Annotated in this window: 12 protein-coding genes; 8 read left to right on the top strand and 4 right to left on the bottom strand. The window is 64.9% G+C overall.

All coding sequences use genetic code 11. The features are described from left to right. Nucleotides 1-190: 190 nt before the first annotated feature. From chlG to Q8R75_RS13260, 6 genes are all read left to right on the top strand, one after another. Nucleotides 191-1,072, top strand: a complete 882-nt coding sequence (gene chlG / locus Q8R75_RS13235) for a chlorophyll synthase ChlG (RefSeq protein WP_305613298.1) — start codon at nt 191-193, stop codon at nt 1,070-1,072. A gap of 1 nt (nt 1,073) precedes the next feature. Continuing rightward, on the top strand, nt 1,074-2,444 hold the full coding sequence (locus Q8R75_RS13240) for a BCD family MFS transporter (RefSeq protein ID WP_305613297.1): 1,371 nt from the start codon (nt 1,074-1,076) through the stop codon (nt 2,442-2,444). 2 nt (nt 2,445-2,446) lie between these two features. Next, nucleotides 2,447-3,631: a geranylgeranyl diphosphate reductase gene (locus Q8R75_RS13245; protein ID WP_305613296.1), complete on the top strand. Its 1,185-nt coding sequence runs from the start codon at nt 2,447-2,449 to the stop codon at nt 3,629-3,631. Further along, on the top strand, nt 3,628-4,125 hold the full coding sequence (locus Q8R75_RS13250; RefSeq protein ID WP_305613295.1) for a TspO/MBR family protein: 498 nt from the start codon (nt 3,628-3,630) through the stop codon (nt 4,123-4,125). The genes Q8R75_RS13245 and Q8R75_RS13250 overlap by 4 nt, the downstream gene beginning before the upstream one ends. 315 nt (nt 4,126-4,440) lie before the next feature. Further along, entirely contained in the window at nt 4,441-5,631 is a 1,191-nt protein-coding gene (gene ppsR / locus Q8R75_RS13255; RefSeq protein ID WP_305613294.1) for a transcriptional regulator PpsR, read from the top strand. Between the two features lie 31 nt (nt 5,632-5,662). Further along, nucleotides 5,663-7,852: a GAF domain-containing protein gene (locus Q8R75_RS13260; protein WP_305613293.1), complete on the top strand. Its 2,190-nt coding sequence runs from the start codon at nt 5,663-5,665 to the stop codon at nt 7,850-7,852. 23 nt (nt 7,853-7,875) lie between these two features. Here Q8R75_RS13260 and Q8R75_RS13265 read toward each other — a convergent pair whose 3' ends face one another. Further along, nucleotides 7,876-8,526, bottom strand: coding sequence for a biliverdin-producing heme oxygenase (locus Q8R75_RS13265; protein WP_305613292.1), 651 nt, complete (start codon nt 8,524-8,526; stop codon nt 7,876-7,878). Nucleotides 8,527-8,570: 44 nt separating this feature from the next. Here Q8R75_RS13265 and Q8R75_RS13270 point away from each other — a divergent pair, with 44 nt between their 5' ends. Beyond that, nucleotides 8,571-8,846 carry a hypothetical protein gene (locus Q8R75_RS13270; RefSeq protein ID WP_305613291.1) on the top strand — a complete coding sequence of 92 codons (276 nt, stop codon included), beginning with the start codon at nt 8,571-8,573 and terminating at the stop codon, nt 8,844-8,846. Nucleotides 8,847-8,903: 57 nt separating this feature from the next. On the opposite strand, the gene Q8R75_RS13275 is transcribed toward Q8R75_RS13270, so the two are convergent. Continuing rightward, on the bottom strand, nt 8,904-9,413 hold the full coding sequence (locus tag Q8R75_RS13275; RefSeq protein WP_305613290.1) for a PepSY domain-containing protein: 510 nt from the start codon (nt 9,411-9,413) through the stop codon (nt 8,904-8,906). A gap of 186 nt (nt 9,414-9,599) precedes the next feature. After that, a complete protein-coding gene (locus Q8R75_RS13280) occupies nt 9,600-10,064 on the bottom strand; it encodes a hypothetical protein (RefSeq protein ID WP_305613289.1) in 465 nt (154 codons plus the stop codon). Between the two features lie 328 nt (nt 10,065-10,392). Between Q8R75_RS13280 and Q8R75_RS13285 the strand changes: the two genes are divergently transcribed. After that, a complete protein-coding gene (locus Q8R75_RS13285; protein ID WP_305613288.1) occupies nt 10,393-11,103 on the top strand; it encodes a PEP-CTERM sorting domain-containing protein in 711 nt (236 codons plus the stop codon). Here Q8R75_RS13285 and Q8R75_RS13290 read toward each other — a convergent pair. Continuing rightward, entirely contained in the window at nt 11,087-15,598 is a 4,512-nt protein-coding gene (locus tag Q8R75_RS13290; RefSeq protein WP_305626849.1) for an excinuclease ABC subunit UvrA, read from the bottom strand. The genes Q8R75_RS13285 and Q8R75_RS13290 overlap by 17 nt on opposite strands. Nucleotides 15,599-15,657: the final 59 nt, after the last annotated feature.

Here is a 15,657-nt window from a genome sequence, read left to right on the forward strand (position 1 = left end):
GCCTGCCCACCCTCTTGCCGCGGTGCATGCCTTGTCGAGACCCGCCGTCTCGACAAGGCATGCACCTTGGTGGGGCGTGCGCGGCAGCCCGGCCAGGGGTTTGACCTCAAAAACCCCTGAGTCAATCTGGGCTGACACTGCAGTGTAAGTTTGACTTGACGCATTCAAGCGTCCAGCCTACTGTTACTGCATGAGTCGCCCATCCCTTTCCGTAGTCGCCGAATTCCTCAAGCCCATCACCTGGTTTCCGCCGATGTGGGCTTTCGGTTGTGGTGTCGTTGCATCCGGGTTGCCCGCTTCCGAACGCTGGCAGGTCGTCGTGGTCGGCATTCTGCTCGCCGGGCCGCTGGTCTGCGCCACCAGTCAGGCGGTCAACGACTGGTTCGACCGCCACGTCGATGCGATCAACGAACCCAATCGCCCCATACCGTCCGGTCGCATGCCCGGCTATTGGGGTCTATACATCGCCATCGGCTGGACCGTACTGTCGCTGATGGTCGCCGCAACACTGGGCGTATGGGGTTTCGGTGCTGCGGTGATCGGCCTGCTGCTGGCCTGGGCCTACAGCGCACCGCCATTCCGTCTGAAACAGAACGGCTGGTGGGGCAATACCGCGTGCGCCATTTGTTACGAAGGACTGGCCTGGGTCACCGGTGCAGCCGTGATGGCTGGCGGCGCCATGCCGGACATGCGCAGCCTGCTGCTCGCCGGTCTGTACAGCGCGGGTGCGCACGGCATCATGACGCTGAATGATTTCAAGTCGGTCGAGGGTGATACCCGCATGGGCATCGGCTCGCTGCCGGTCAAGCTTGGTGTGGTGAATGCCGGACGCGTTGCGTGTCTGGTCATGGTGGTGCCACAGCTGTTCGTCGTCGCCCTGCTTTCACATTGGGGCGCCATGGGCCATGCGATGGTGGTCGGCCTGCTGCTAGCGCTGCAAGTGATGTTGATGGTGCGCCTGCTCGACAGTCCGCGCGAACTCGCCCCCTGGTACAACGGAACCGGCATCACGCTTTACGTCGCCGGCATGCTTGTCAGCGCGTTTGCGCTGCGTGCGGTGGCGGAGATCTGACATGACCCAACTCGGCTGGCTCGGCATCTTTCGTCTCGGTCTGGTCCAGACGGCGCTCGGCGCCATCGTGGTGCTGACCACGTCGACGTTGAACCGCGTCATGGTGGTCGAGCTGGCCTTGCCGGCGATGCTGCCCGGTGTGCTGGTCGCGTTGCACTACATGGTGCAGATGCTGCGTCCGCGCATGGGGCATGGGTCCGACGTCGGCGGTCGGCGCACACCGTGGATCATCGGTGGCATGGCGGTGCTCGCTTCCGGGGGCACACTGGCCGCCGTAGCGACCGCCTGGATGGCGACCGATCAGGTCGCCGGCATCGCGCTGGCAGTGTTTGCCTTCCTGCTGATCGGTGCCGGCGTCGGCTGCGCCGGCACCTCGCTGCTGGTGCTGCTCGCCAAGCGGGTCGACCCGACCCGTCGAGCCGCCGCGGCAACCGTGGTGTGGATGATGATGATCCTCGGCTTTGCCTTGACAGCCGGCGTCACCGGAAAACTGCTGGATCCCTTCACCACGCAGCGACTGGTTCAGGTCGTAGCAGCCACTTCGCTGATCGCCTTCGTCGTTGCGCTGCTTGCAGTGCGCGGTGTCGAAGGCCGTCCGACGGCGCCTCGCGCTGCCACCGATGTTGTGTCACCCAACCAGACCGGTGCACCGTCCCGAACCCCATTTCGCGCTGCGCTCGCCCAGGTCTGGGGCGAGTCGCAAGCGCGTCTTTTTACAATATTCGTATTCGTATCGATGCTCGCCTACAGCGCGCAGGATCTGATACTCGAGCCGTTCGCCGGCACGGTCTTCGGCTACACGCCCGGTGAATCCACCCAGCTCGCCGGATTGCAGCATGGCGGCGTGTTCGCCGGCATGCTGCTGGTCGCCCTGATGGGCAGCGTATTCGGCGGTCGGCAGATCGGATCGTTGAAGGTATGGACGGTCGGAGGCTGCATTGCCTCCGCGCTTGCCCTGTTCGGTCTGGCGGCCGGCGGTTTCATGAGTGGCGACTGGCCGCTGCGCGAAACGGTATTCGTTCTCGGTGTGGCCAATGGCGCCTTTGCCGTCGCGGCCATCGCATCAATGATGAGTCTGGCCGGTGCCGGCGGTGCCGGACGCGAAGGCGTGCGGATGGGTTTGTGGGGGGCTGCGCAGGCGATCGCATTCGGCCTCGGCGGTTTTGCCGGCACGGTGGCGATCGACGTCACGCGCGCGTTCATTGAATCTCCGGGTTTTGCCTACGCGCTGGTATTTGCCTGCGAAGGCGTGCTGTTCGTCGTGTCTGCCGTCATGGCGCTGCGCATCGCCGGTGCGCCGGTCAGGCGTGCGGCGCGTGATCCGCTGTTGGCAGATCCGCCATTCATGTCCGGTATCGAAGGGAAGGCTTAGTCATGGCAAGCATGGAAAGTTTCGATGTGGTGGTGGTGGGCGGCGGACCCGCAGGGTCGACCGCAGCAACGGATCTGGCCCGTCTGGGTCACACGGTGCTGCTGCTCGATCGCGCCGGGCGCATCAAACCCTGTGGCGGGGCGATTCCGCCGCGTCTGATCGAGGAATTCGCGATTCCCGACGAGCAACTGGTCGCTAAAGCGCGTTCGGCGCGGATGATTTCACCGTCCGGCCGCAAAGCCGACATGCCGATCGAGGGAGGCTTCGTCGGCATGGTCGATCGAGAGCAGTTCGACGAATACCTGCGCTGCCGCGCCAGTCTGGCGGGTGCGCATCGCCGCACGGGCACCTTCGACCGGGTCGAACGCGATGACGACGGCCGGGCCATCGTTCATTTCCGCAGCCATGAAGCGGAAGGCGGAACGGTGGGTGTGCGCGCCCGAGCCATCATCGGCGCAGACGGCGCCTTGTCGGCGGTCGGTCGCCAGTGCGTGCCCGGTGCCGACGAGGTTCAATGCGTATATGCGTATCACGAAATCGTCCGTTCGCCGAAGCAGGACTTCGACGGCAGCCGTTGCGACGTGTATTACCAGGGCGTCCTGTCACCCGATTTCTACGGCTGGGTTTTCCCGCACGGCGACACAACCAGCATAGGCACCGGCACGGCGACCAAGGGTTTTTCGATCCGTCAGGGCACCACCGCGCTGCGCGAGGCGGCCGGCCTTACCGGTGCCGAAACCATCCGCCGCGAAGGCGCGCCGATTCCGATGAAGCCGCTGCGCAAGTGGGACAACGGCCGCGATGTCGTGCTCGCCGGCGATGCGGCGGGCGTCGTGGCGCCGGCCTCCGGCGAGGGGCTGTATTACGCGATGACCGGTGGCCGGCTGGCCGCCGATGCCGTCGGCAGCTTTCTCGAAACGGGTGATGCGCGCGCGCTGGCAACGGCCCGCAAGCGCTTCATGAAGGCGCACGGCCGGGTGTTCATGATTCTCGGCATCATGCAGCGCTTCTGGTACGCCAGCGACAAGCGGCGCGAACGCTTCGTCAGCATCTGCCGTGATCCGGATGTGCAGCACCTGACGTGGCAGGCCTACATGCACAAGAAGCTGGTCAAGGCGAAGCCGATGGCGCATGCGCGCATCTTCTTCAAGGATCTGGCTCACTTGTGCGGCATCGTATCGCCGTGAACACGATCGCCGCCCCGCGTTGGCAGCCGGTTGTTGCGGCCGCTGTGGCGGCGATGCTGGTGGCCGGTCTGGGTGCTGCTGCGACCGATCTGAGCCCTTGGTACGAAGCGTTGCACAAGCCGGCCTGGCAGCCGCCAGCCTGGTTGTTCGGCCCGGCCTGGACGCTGATTTTCGGACTTGCCGCAATGGCCGGTGTGTTGGGATGGGTGCATGCGCCCGATGCCAGCGCGCGGCGCCGGATGATTTCCTTGTTTGCGCTCAATGGCGGGCTCAACGTGTTGTGGAGTGCGCTGTTCTTTCATTTCAAGCGGCCTGACTGGGCGCTCTATGAAGTCGGCCTGCTCTGGCTGTCGGTGGCCTGGCTGGCGCTTCATCTGCGCGCGTCATCACGTACGGCGGCCAGCCTTTTGTTGCCTTACCTCGCGTGGGTGGCATTCGCGGCATTGCTCAACCTCGCGGTGGTCGAGCTGAATGCGCCGTTCGAGGCAAATTGACCGGATCAATATCGATGTTTTCGATCGTTCATACACGCTGACATGTATTTTTTGATGAGTTACCGTAGCATGCGGGGATGTGGTGTGAAGAAGTAAGGAGCACCGTCTTGTCGGACATGACATCAGGCCGCTGGCGAGGCTGCGCAATGACGCGCGCCGCGTGCGGAGAATGCTGATGCAGTGCGAGGGTGCTCCTGTGCAGACTTTTGCGCCCCGTCCATGTGACATGCCGTGCCCCCCGGTAGGCGCCGGGTTTTGCAATTCATGCAGGTTCGCACGCTGTGCTTTGCGACTGCGTTCATCCGGTTCCGTATCATGAACAAGCTACCGAACGACCCGGGCGATCTGAGCGCGTTTTCGGAGGTCGCCCCCGAACTGGCCGACATGCTGGTGTCGGTCACCAGTGACATTGCACTCGTGCTCGACGACAAGGGCTTCATCCGCAGCGTCGCGCTGGGTGGTGCAGAACCTGTCAGCGCGACTGCCAGCGAGTGGCTGGGCCGCCAGCTGGTGGATACGGTGACGCGCGACACCCGTCGCAAGGTCGAGGAACTGTTGCGCGAAGCCAATGTGGCAGGCGTATCGCGCACACGTCACATCAATCATCCCTCCGCTGCCGGCGCCGACATTCCGGTTGCGTATACGGCGGTGCGGCTCGGTCAATCCGGCCCGCTTCTGGTCGCCGGACGTGACCTGCGCGCCGTGTCCGTCATGCAGCAACGTCTGGTCGACGCGCAGCAATCGATGGAACGCGACTACTGGCGCATGCGCCAGGCGGAAACCCGCTATCGCTTGCTGTTCCAGATTGCGACGGATGCAGTGCTCATCATCGACGCCGATACCTTGCACGTGATCGACGCCAACCGCGCCGCAGCACGCATGTTCGGCTGCTCGGTGCAGGACATGCCGGGACGTCAGGCCACGGATGGTGTCGCACCGGCTTCACTCGGAACGCTGGAAGAACTGCTGGGCACGGTGCGTGTTTCAGGCCGCCCGGGCGAGGCTCACATCACGTTGTCGGGGCTTGGCGGCGCCATCCACGTATGGGTATCGCCGCTGCGTGGCGAAGGACAGAGCCTCTTGCTGCTGCGCGCCACACCCGATGGCAGCTCGTCGCTCATTGCGCCTGACGACCCGTTGCTGCCCGAACTGATGCGCCTCACCCCTGACGCCATCGTGTTCACCAACGAACAGGGCATGTTGCTGAGCATGAACGCCGCGTTTGCCGAACTGGTCAAGATTTCGGCTGAAAAGGGCGTCCAGAGCCGTTCCCTCGGTGATTGGCTGGAACGTGACGGCGGTGGATTCACGAATCTTCTCGCCAGTGTGTGCCGCTCAGGCGTAAAACGCATGGGCGCGCGTCTGTGGGACGAGAAGGGCATGGCCACGGATATTGAACTGTCGGCCGTATTGATCCATAACGGAGATTCGAACAGTATCGGTTTCATCATTCGCGCGGTGCAGCCGCGTGGTCCGGGTGCGCCGCACCCGGGCAGCGTGCACTGAACACCGCTCAGCCCGCGGTGGCGGGAGATCAGTGTTGAACGATCCGACATTCAGCCCTGCTTTCGGTCAGGCAGACCTGACCAATTGCGAACGTGAACTCATCCACCTGGCCGGATCGATCCAGCCGCACGGTGTGCTGCTGGTCGTCCGCCGCACGGATGGCGTCATCGTACAGGCGAGCGACAACGTCGCGCTCTGGCTGGGTGTGGCCCATGACCAGCTGCTGGGCTGTTCGCTCGATGTGCTGGGCGGCTCGCTTGCCCGGCGTGTTGCCGAACTCGCGGACACGCTCGTTACGGATGAACTGACCGCCTTTCACTGCGACATCGGCGGAGCCGGGACGAATGCTTGGAGTGTGTTCGAAGGCATGGCCCATCTCGGCCAGTCCGACACGGTGATCGTCGAACTGGAATCCGCCGAGTCCGATACTGAATCGATCGACGAGGAAGCGCAGGCTTTGCTTGCGGCGTCAGTGCGGCGCTTCAGCGAGGCGCTCAGCATTGCTGCGCTGTCCGACGCCGTGGTTCAGTCAGTCCGCGACCTGACCGGCTACGACCGTGTGATGGTGTACCGCTTCGACGACGAGGGCCACGGCGAGATCGTCGCCGAGGCGCGCGAGGCAAAACTTGAATCCCTGCTCGGACATCGCTACCCGGCGACCGATATTCCGCAGCGCGCGCGCGAGCTGTATGTCCGCAACCGGGTGCGGGTACTCGTCGATGCGGGCTACAACCCTGCGGCCGTACTGCCGCGCTGCGCGCCGGACACTGGCGAAGAGCTCGACATGTCGAGCTGCCATCTGCGCAGCATGTCGCCGCTGCACATCCAGTATCTGCGGAACATGGGCGTGACCGCCACCCTCGTGGTTTCGCTCGTGCGCGAGGGCAAGCTGTGGGGGCTGATCGCCTGTCATCACTACTCGCCACGGCACATCCGCTATGCACAGCGTGCGGCGGTCGATCTGCTGGCCGAGGTGGTGTCCACCCGGATCGCCGCGATCGAAAATTACGTGCGCACTCAGGTCGATGTGCTGGTGCGCAGCCTTGAACTGCGCTTGATCGAAGCCACTTCGACCGAAGGCGACTGGCGCCTCGCGCTGGTTCGCAACCCGCGCACCTTGCTGCAGCCGCTCGATGCAAGCGGCGCCGCACTGTTCCATGAAGGTGAATTGCTGACTGTGGGTGACGTGCCGTCGACCGCCGAGTTGCGTGCACTGTCGCGCTGGGTTGCCGGCGAAATGCGGCAGTCGCTGTTCAGCTGTGCGTCGATCGCTCGCGTGTATCCGCCGCTGGCATCCCTGACACCGGTGGTATGCGGGGTGCTCGCGATCGAACTGTCGTCGTCCGGGCAGGATTTCCTGATGTGGTTCCGGCGCGAACAGTCGGCCACGATCGTCTGGGCGGGAGATCCTGCCAAACCCTTCGTCGACAACGATCCGCTCACGCTTTCGCCACGGCGTTCCTTTGCCGCCTGGTCGGAGATCGTGCGTGGCACGGGTGCGTCCTGGAGCCGCGCTGATCTGGCGCTGGCGCGCGCCATCGGTACCACGCTGCGCGACGTCATCCTGCAGACGCAGGCCGTGAGCCTGTTGATCGCGCAGCACCAGCTCGATCAATTCCGCGGAGCCGTCGAAACGTCGGATGAGCCGGTGCTGGTCGCAAACGCTCAGGGGCGCGTGCTGTTCCAGAGCGTGGCTTTCGCGGCACTGTTCAATACCTCGCCGCCTCGTGTACGCACACTCGACGAAATGTGCGCCCTGTTTGTCGTACCGGCCCAGGTGCGCGAAGTCGTCGGCAACCTCATCCGCGAGCGCGACGCCTGGCGTGGCGAATGGCAACTGCGCGCCGGCGCCGGCCAGACCGTGGCGCTGGGGGTCAGGGCAGACGCGATTCCCGGCGCCGGTGGATCGGTCCTGGGCTACATCATCATCTTCACCGACCTGACCGACACCAAGCGCACGGAAGCCGCACGGCGGCATCTCGAACAGTCACTCAGCGAAGCCGGCCGTGCCGGCATCGGGCGCGATCCGTCCATGCCGCTGCGGCGCGAGCCGGACGAGGTGGTGGGCGCCATTCTTGCCAATGCCAGTGTGGCTGCCATGGAGCTGACCGACACGGCTGCTTCGATGCCGGTGGCGACGCTCATCGAGGAACTGGAAGCGTCCGCTACCCGCGCCGCCGCGCTGTACGGCAAGTTGCGCGCCTTCACTCGGGAGCACTGACCGCGTTTGGCGAACGGTGAAAGTCAGCCGGGCTGCGCCGCAGCCAGTTCATCGAACATCGCGATGTGCCGCCGAAATCCCGATTGCGCCTCCGCCACCAGCGCATCGATGCGCGCCGAGTCCTGCGGCAGTGCGTCGAGCCCGTCGCGGTAACGACGGATCAGACTCCCCAACTCGCCGTGGAACGCGTAAAAGCGTGTGCCACGGTCATCCTGTAGATGCAGTGCACCGGACACCACACGCCCTAGCACCTGACCGCCGTGCAGGTCACCCAGATGACGCACATAGGAATGCGCGGCGAGCAGCGCCGGCTGGTCGGTCGACAGCGCCTTCAGATGGGCCGCGTATTCGACCGCCGCCAAGCTGGGCAGGATGTCGTCCGACCAACTGCTGCCATGCAACGCGCACAGGTCGTCGTGCAGCGCCGCGGTGCGCGGCAATTCAGGCAGGCACAGCGGCGCGATGTCCGGTCGTCGGGCGTGCCGTGCCAGCCCGCTTTCGAGTGCGTCGTACAGAAGGTGAAGGCTGCGCAGAAGGCTGCAGTAGGCGCGCGTCTCGATGCGACCCTGCAACAACCGGGCCATCAGGCCGCTGCGTTCGGCAATCCGATGCAGTTGTGCGGTATCCGTACGAAGTCGCGCTGCGAGACCGGCGGTGACAAGAGCTCCATGCATCCGGAAATGATAACGTGCGCGGCCGGCACAGCAGCGGAGGAAAAATGGCTGAGTGGATGTCCGATGGACGATTGATCGATCTGATCGTGGTGCTCGTGCTGATCGAGTGGCTCGCGTTCGCTGCCTGGCATCGCCGCACCGGGAAGGGCCTGTCGGGTGGCAAGCTGCTGCCCAATCTCGCGGCCGGGCTGTGTCTGATGCTGGCGCTGCGCTCGGCACTGACCGACGCATCGTGGCTGTGGGTCGCGCTTTTCGTCGCGCTGTCAGGCGTGGCGCACGTCGCCGACCTGTGGTGCCGCTGGCCGCGCCAGCGGGGCTGACGCGGCCAGCGGCCTGTCGGTGCGACGGCCGGCGAGCGCCGGTCCGCCACTGCCGAATTACTCCTTGCCGATCTGCCAGACTTCGACCGCCTGCGACACGATGGCGCCGCTCTCGGTATCGACTTCCAGTTTCACTTCCTTGCCGTCGGCGGACTTGATGTCGAATTCGTACGACGCCTTGCCGTCCGGCTCGATTTCATACTCGACTTCGACAATCTCGCCCGGCACCTTCTTCAGCGCAATTTCGCGTGCTTGCGCTTCGGTTACCTTGGCGCCGGAGAACTTCGGGTGGTCCTTGGTCACTTCCTCTTCGATTTCGACGACCTTGCCGGTCTTGCCACTGCATTCAACGTCCCAAGCCTTGCCATCGGCAGTTTCGATATCGAACTCGTAGACATGGCCTTCGCCTTCTTCCTTCTTCAGCTCGACCTTGACGATGGTGCCGTCCTTGGCCTTCAGGGCCGACTTCATGCATTTTTCGAAACCGGCAGTGGTTTTCGGCATGTCAGCAGCCTGGGTGATGCCGGCAAATGCCAGCAGGGTGACGGCTAGAGCAGTCAGTTTCATGGATGTCTCCTGGAGGATGGGTAAAGCCGGCCAGCATGTTGCGCTGCGACAACCGAAGTCTACCCAAGGCCGGGAGGAATTCCCGGAAAGGTGGAGAAAATGGGAAATTATCCCGTAAGAAACGGGAAAAAATCCCTGTATCAACGCGGCTGATGTATTCCATCAACTGCTGATGCGAAGCAGCAATCAGTTGCCGCGACCGTTCCCTTTACCGTGGCCGTTCGAGCCCTTGTCGGGCTTGCCGCCGCGGCGGTCGTCATCATGGTCGTGGCGATCCCCGCGCCGGTCGTCGTGGCGCCCATCCTTGCCGCGACTGCGTTCCCGCTCCTGGTAGCGCGGCACATACACCGTGTTGTACCAGCTGTCCTGCACGAAATACACCGGCCGGCCGCAGGCATCGTAGCGGCCGCAATGCTTGCGCCAGTTTTTCGCGTGACCGGGCGGCACGTGCATGTATACAGGCGGCACAATCGTCGGCCCGCGCACGATGATTCTCGGTTCGGCATAGATCAGGCGCGGTCTCGGGTAGTCGCCGATATCGATATGACCGTAAAAGCCGGGCTGTCCGATCGTGACCGAAACACCGACATCGGCCGCCAGGGCAGATGAGGCCGAGACAGCGAATGCAGCAGCCAGCAATAATGTCTTCATGGTGTGCAGGTCCTGTTGTGATCGAATCCTGTTAACGATCGTGCCGTCTTGCGGGCTGGCCGGCGTTTGTTAATCGCCCGCTTCGATTCGTAACCGTGGCGCGCGGCACGGTGTGCAGGCGTTGGCCGGCAGTCTGTTCCGGTTGCTCGCCGCAGGCTGTAGGACAGGATGAGATAGCCGTGCAGCGTTCTCTGACGCTGCATTCCGCAACACGTCGACACCTTTGCGCCAAAGTGTGTATCGACGACAAGTGTTGAATTTGTCGCTCATTGCTTCATGCGCGAAGTCCGTACTCTCGGTCCATGCAGATTACGGATCAGAGGCCTTCATGAAACAACCGCTCATCAACACCCTTCGTACGTCGCTGGCCCTCGCGCTGATGGCAGCGCTGCCTGCACAGGCCGAACCCATTCTGGTCACCGGCTGGGCCTCGCCGGGTCCGGCAGCTGTGGTGCGCATCTCCAATACCGTACCGGCCGTCGATTCGCGGGTGTATGCCGGCGCCTTCGCGACAATGGAAAGTGGCAGCAACACTTTCGCGTCGTGGTGCATCGACATCTTCCAGCGCACGCAGATCGGCGCCACCGTGACCAACTTTTCGCAGGTCACCGGTGAAGCCTTCTTCGGCGTCCAGACCACTCGCTTCGATCAGCTCGGTCAGCTGGCGACGTTGGCCTACGCCGATGCACTGAGCAGTGTCACCCACGCCGCCGCCTTCCAGCTTGCGATCTGGGAAATCACCAACGAAACCAGCGGCACGCTCAATGTAGGTGGCGGCAGCTTCAAGGCCTCCAATGCCAACGACGCCATGGTGCTCGCACAAACCTGGCTCGATGCATTGCCTGCCGAGTCGCTTTACGGCTTCAACGTATGGACGAGCAGCACCCATCAGGATCTGGTGGTGTTCGACATGCTTCCGCCCCGCCTGCCGCAGCCCGCGCAGGGTGTTCCGGAACCGGGCACTCTGGCGCTGGCCGCGCTGGGATTCGGTGCGCTGTTTGCCGCGCGTCGTCGCAAGACTTTCAGCGCTGCCGTCTGACGCTGAACCGGGCCAGCGCGTGGGCGGTGTGCGAATCAGTCACTTGCGCCGCCTGCGCGACCAGCGCCTCCGGTGAGCCGGCGGTCACGACCTGACCGCCGCCGCCGCCGCCTTCCGGCCCAAGGTCGATGATCCAGTCGGCTTCGGCCATCAGATCGAGATCGTGCTCGATCACCACCACACTGTGCCCGGCATCAACCAGCCGGTGCAGTACCCCGATCAGCTTTGCGATGTCGGCCATGTGCAGTCCGGTCGTCGGTTCGTCCAGCACATAAAGCGTGTGCGGATTGCCGCGGCCGCGTCGGGCGTTCGCCGGGTCGTTCGAGTTTTCAGCACTGGCTGGTGACTTGGCCAGTTCGGTCACCAGTTTCATGCGCTGTGCCTCACCGCCGGACAGTGTCGGGCTGTGCTGACCCAGCGTCAGATAGCCGAGTCCCACCTCCTGCATCAGTCTGAGCGTTGCCGACAGCGTGCGGTGCGCGGCAAAGAAATCCACCGCTTCGTCCACACTCATCGCCAGCACATCGGAAATCGACTTGCCGCGCCACATGACGGCGCGCGTTTCGCTGTTGAAGCGCGCGCCGCCGCAGGCTTCGCACGGCACCCGCACATCGGGCAGGAAGGACATTTCGATCTGCCTCAGTCCCTGGCCTTCACAGAGCGTGCACCGGCCTGGGCCGGTGTTGAACGAAAAGCGTGCTGCGGTGAAGCCGCGTTCGCGTGCGTCCTGCGTTTCGGCGTAGATCTTGCGGATGCCGTCCCAGAAGCCGATATAGGTCGCCGGGCAGGAGCGCGGCGTCTTGCCGATCGGCGTCTGGTCGACCTCGATCACGCGGCCGAGCGCACCCCAGCCTTCGATGTCTGCGCAGCCGATGAAATGGCCGTCGTGGCCCGCCAGTTTGGCCGCCACGTTGTCGCGCAGCACGTCGCGCGCCAGTGACGACTTGCCGGAACCCGACACACCGGTCATCACGACCAGCCGGCCGAGCGGCACGCGGACGTCCATACCCTTGAGGTTGTGCAGCGTCGCCGCACGCACCCAGAGCGACGGCGTGTCGTCATCGACCGGGCGCCGCGGCACGAAACTGTGCGGCAGCGGGCGCGCCAGATACTGGCCGGTGATCGACTTCGGCTGCTGCGCCAGCACCGACGCGTGGCCTTGAGCGATCACTTCTCCGCCCAGCCGGCCGGCGCCGGGGCCGAGGTCGATCACGTGGTCGGCGCGCAGGATGGTGTCTTCGTCGTGCTCGACCACCAGCAGCGTATTGCCCTTGTCGCGCAGCTTCACCAGCGTATCGAGCAGCACCTGGTTGTCGCGCGGGTGCAGGCCGATGGTCGGTTCATCGAGTACGTAGCACACGCCGCGCAGGTTCGAGCCCAGTTGGGCGGCCAGCCGTATGCGCTGTGCCTCGCCACCGGATAGCGTGGGCGCGGCGCGATCCAGCGACAGGTAGCCGAGTCCGACTTCGCTCAGAAAGTGCAGCCGGCTGCCCAGCTCGCTCACGACGTCGCGGGCGATGTCGGCATCGCGTCCCGCCAGTGACCAGCTGCCGATCGCCGCCGACAGCGTGCTGACCGGCTGCGCCGTGAGCTGTGCGATCGACTGGCCGAACAGCTTCACATGGCGCGCCACCGGATTGAGCCGTTCGCCTTCGCAGGCCGGGCAGGCTTCAGGCTCGTCCTGCTGCCACTCGTTCCAGGTCGCTTCTTCGCCGGTCTGATCGCCGTCAAAACCGGTCAGCTGCAGACCGGTGCCCATACATTTCGGACACCAGCCATGCTTCGAGTTGAACGAAAAAAGCCGCGGGTCGAGCTCGGCAAAACCGGTGCCGCAGCTCGGGCAGGCGCGCTGGGTCGAATACACCTCGACCGTCGGGGCCGGCGCGTCCGGCTGGCCCAGCCGGTCCAGTGGCGCGAGCAGGTGCAGCACACCCTTGCCGTGTTCGAGCGACTGTCGCACCGCGTCGCGCAGCGTCTTTTCGTCGCGCTCGCTGACCACGAAATCGCGGATTGGCAGCTCTATCGTGTGTTCCTTGAAGCGATCCAGCCGCGGCCAGGGCGAGGTCGGCAGGAATTCGCCGTCCACGCGCAGATGGGTGTGGCCGTGCGACTTCGCCCAGCGCGCCAGTTCGGTGTAGTAGCCCTTGCGGCCGATCACCAGCGGCGCCAGCAGGCCGATGTGCTGGCCTCGGCGCTCGCGCAGGATGCGCGCCACCATCGCGTCCTCGGTCTGCGGTGCGATCGCACAGCCGCAGTCGGGGCAGTGCTGCACGCCCAGCTTCACATACAACAGCCGGAGGAAGTGGTAGATCTCGGTCTGCGTCGCCACGGTGCTCTTGCGGCCGCCGCGGCTGGTGCGCTGGGCGATCGCCACGGCCGGCGGAATGCCGAACACGCCGTCGACATCCGGCTTGCTTTCCGGCTGCACGAACTGGCGCGCGTACGCGTTGAGCGACTCAAGATAGCGACGCTGGCCTTCGCCGAACACGATGTCGAACGCCAGCGTCGATTTGCCCGACCCGGATACGCCGGTCACCACCGTGAAGCGGTCGCGCGGGATGTCGACCTCGATATTCTTCAGATTGTGCTCGCGCGCGCGGTGCACGACGATCGAGTGCGCGGCACGGGCGCGCAGGCTGGGGGTCTGGCCGAAGGAGGCCCTTTCTTCCCTCACCCCGACCCTCTCCCGCTGATGCGGGAGAGGGAGCAAACCCTCGCCCGGCTCCCCGCTGCTCTCCCTCTCCCCGATCACGGGGAGGGGGTCGGCGTGAGGGGCAAAGACCTCCGTCAGACGGTACGCTGCCAGCGCCCGCCCCGTGTGCGAGGCTGCGCAGGTCACGATCTGCGCTGGCGTGCCTTCGAACACGAGCTGGCCGCCGTCCTCGCCCGCTTCCGGGCCGAGGTCGATCAGCCAGTCGGCGGCGGCGATCACGTCAAGATTGTGTTCGATCACCAGTACCGTGTGGCCGGCATCCAGCAGTTTCGAAAAGGCGCCAAGCAGGCGTGCGATGTCGTCGAAATGCAGACCGGTGGTGGGTTCGTCGAGCAGGAACAGCTTGCTGCCGGTGGCCTGGTTCTTCTTCTTCGTGGCCGCTTCGGCGAGGAAACCGGCCAGCTTGAGCCGCTGCGCTTCGCCGCCGGACAGGGTCGGCACCGGCTGGCCCAGTGTCACGTAATCCAGGCCGACATCGACCAGCGCTTGCAGGCCGGCCATCGCGCTGTCCGCGTATCGACGGAGTTTGGGTTCAAGGTCGGCGAGGTCGCGCAGCCAGTCCAGCGCATCACGCACCGTCATCGCCAGCAGGTCCGAAATGCTGCGCCCATCGAGCGTGATTTCACGCACTTCGGCGCGGTAGCGCGTGCCGTTGCAGTCGGCGCAGCGCAGATACACGTCGGACAGGAACTGCATTTCGACGTGTTCGAATCCTGTGCCGCCGCAGGTCGCGCAGCGGCCCTTGCCGGCGTTGAAAGAGAAGGTGCCGGCGGTGTAGCCGCGCTGCTTCGCCTCGGCCTGCAGTGCGAACAGTTCGCGCATCGGGTCGAAGGCGCCGACGTGCGTGACCGGATTTGAGCGCGCGCTCTTGCCGATGGCGGACTGGTCAACCATCACGACGTCTGCGATCTGCTCGACGCCTGCGAGCGCGTCGTGCTCGCCCGCGCTTTCGGTCGGCCGGCCGAAGTGCTTCAGCAGCACCGGATACAGCACATCCTGGATCAGCGTGGATTTGCCCGAACCGGACACGCCGGTCACGGCGACCAGATGGCCGAGCGGAATCGCGATGTCGATCCGTTTCAGGTTGTGCGCGCGGGCCCCCACCAGCCGCAGTTTCGGACCGGTCTTCTTCACCGCACGCCGGGTGGCCAGCGCGGCATCGACCGTGCGACGCCCGGCAAGGTAGTCGGCGGTGAGCGTGTCGGCGGTCGCGATGCCGGCCGGCGGGCCGTCGAACACCACCTCGCCGCCCCGGCTGCCGGCGCCCGGGCCGATGTCCAGCAGGCGGTCGGCATGGCGCATGATCTGCGGGTCGTGCTCGACCACGACCAGCGTATTGCCGGCGTCCTTCAGGCGCCGCATCACGCCGATCACGCGTTCCATGTCACGCGGGTGCAGACCGATCGACGGCTCGTCGAGCACGAACAGGGTATTCACCAGCGAGGTGCCGAGTGCCGTCGTGAGGTTGATGCGCTGCACTTCGCCGCCGGACAGTGTGCGCGACTGGCGATCGAGGTTCAGGTAGCCCAGACCCACGGTGCACAGATAACCCAGCCGCGTGCGGATTTCCGCCAGCAGCTCTTCGGTCGCGGTATCGAGCGGCGGCGGCAACTGCAGTGCGTCCATCATCGCGCGCAACGTCGACGCCGGCCACTGCATCACGTCGTGGAAGTTGAATGCCCGAATGTCGAGCGAGTGCTGATGCCCTCGCTCGCCCTCACCCCGGCCCTCTCCCGGGGGGAGAGGGGGACGTTTGACATGTTCCGGCGCTGATGCGCTCATCGCGTCTGACTGAACAGGGCTCTCTGCATCCCGCGAGTGCTGATGCCCTCGCTCGCCCT

Origin of the sequence: Methyloversatilis sp. (assembly GCF_030696805.1) — a bacterium.
Taxonomy (GTDB): Bacteria; Pseudomonadota; Gammaproteobacteria; order Burkholderiales; family Rhodocyclaceae; genus Methyloversatilis.

Coding starts and splice junctions, on each gene's coding strand:
- chlG (WP_305613298.1), top strand. CDS start 191: ATGAGTCGCCCATCCCTTTCCGTAGTCGCCGAATTCCTCAAGCCCATC.
- Q8R75_RS13240 (WP_305613297.1), top strand. CDS start 1,074: ATGACCCAACTCGGCTGGCTCGGCATCTTTCGTCTCGGTCTGGTCCAG.
- Q8R75_RS13245 (WP_305613296.1), top strand. CDS start 2,447: ATGGCAAGCATGGAAAGTTTCGATGTGGTGGTGGTGGGCGGCGGACCC.
- ppsR (WP_305613294.1), top strand. CDS start 4,441: ATGAACAAGCTACCGAACGACCCGGGCGATCTGAGCGCGTTTTCGGAG.
- Q8R75_RS13265 (WP_305613292.1), bottom strand. CDS start 8,526: ATGCATGGAGCTCTTGTCACCGCCGGTCTCGCAGCGCGACTTCGTACG.
- Q8R75_RS13270 (WP_305613291.1), top strand. CDS start 8,571: ATGGCTGAGTGGATGTCCGATGGACGATTGATCGATCTGATCGTGGTG.
- Q8R75_RS13275 (WP_305613290.1), bottom strand. CDS start 9,413: ATGAAACTGACTGCTCTAGCCGTCACCCTGCTGGCATTTGCCGGCATC.
- Q8R75_RS13280 (WP_305613289.1), bottom strand. CDS start 10,064: ATGAAGACATTATTGCTGGCTGCTGCATTCGCTGTCTCGGCCTCATCT.
- Q8R75_RS13285 (WP_305613288.1), top strand. CDS start 10,393: ATGAAACAACCGCTCATCAACACCCTTCGTACGTCGCTGGCCCTCGCG.
- Q8R75_RS13290 (WP_305626849.1), bottom strand. CDS start 15,598: ATGAGCGCATCAGCGCCGGAACATGTCAAACGTCCCCCTCTCCCCCCG.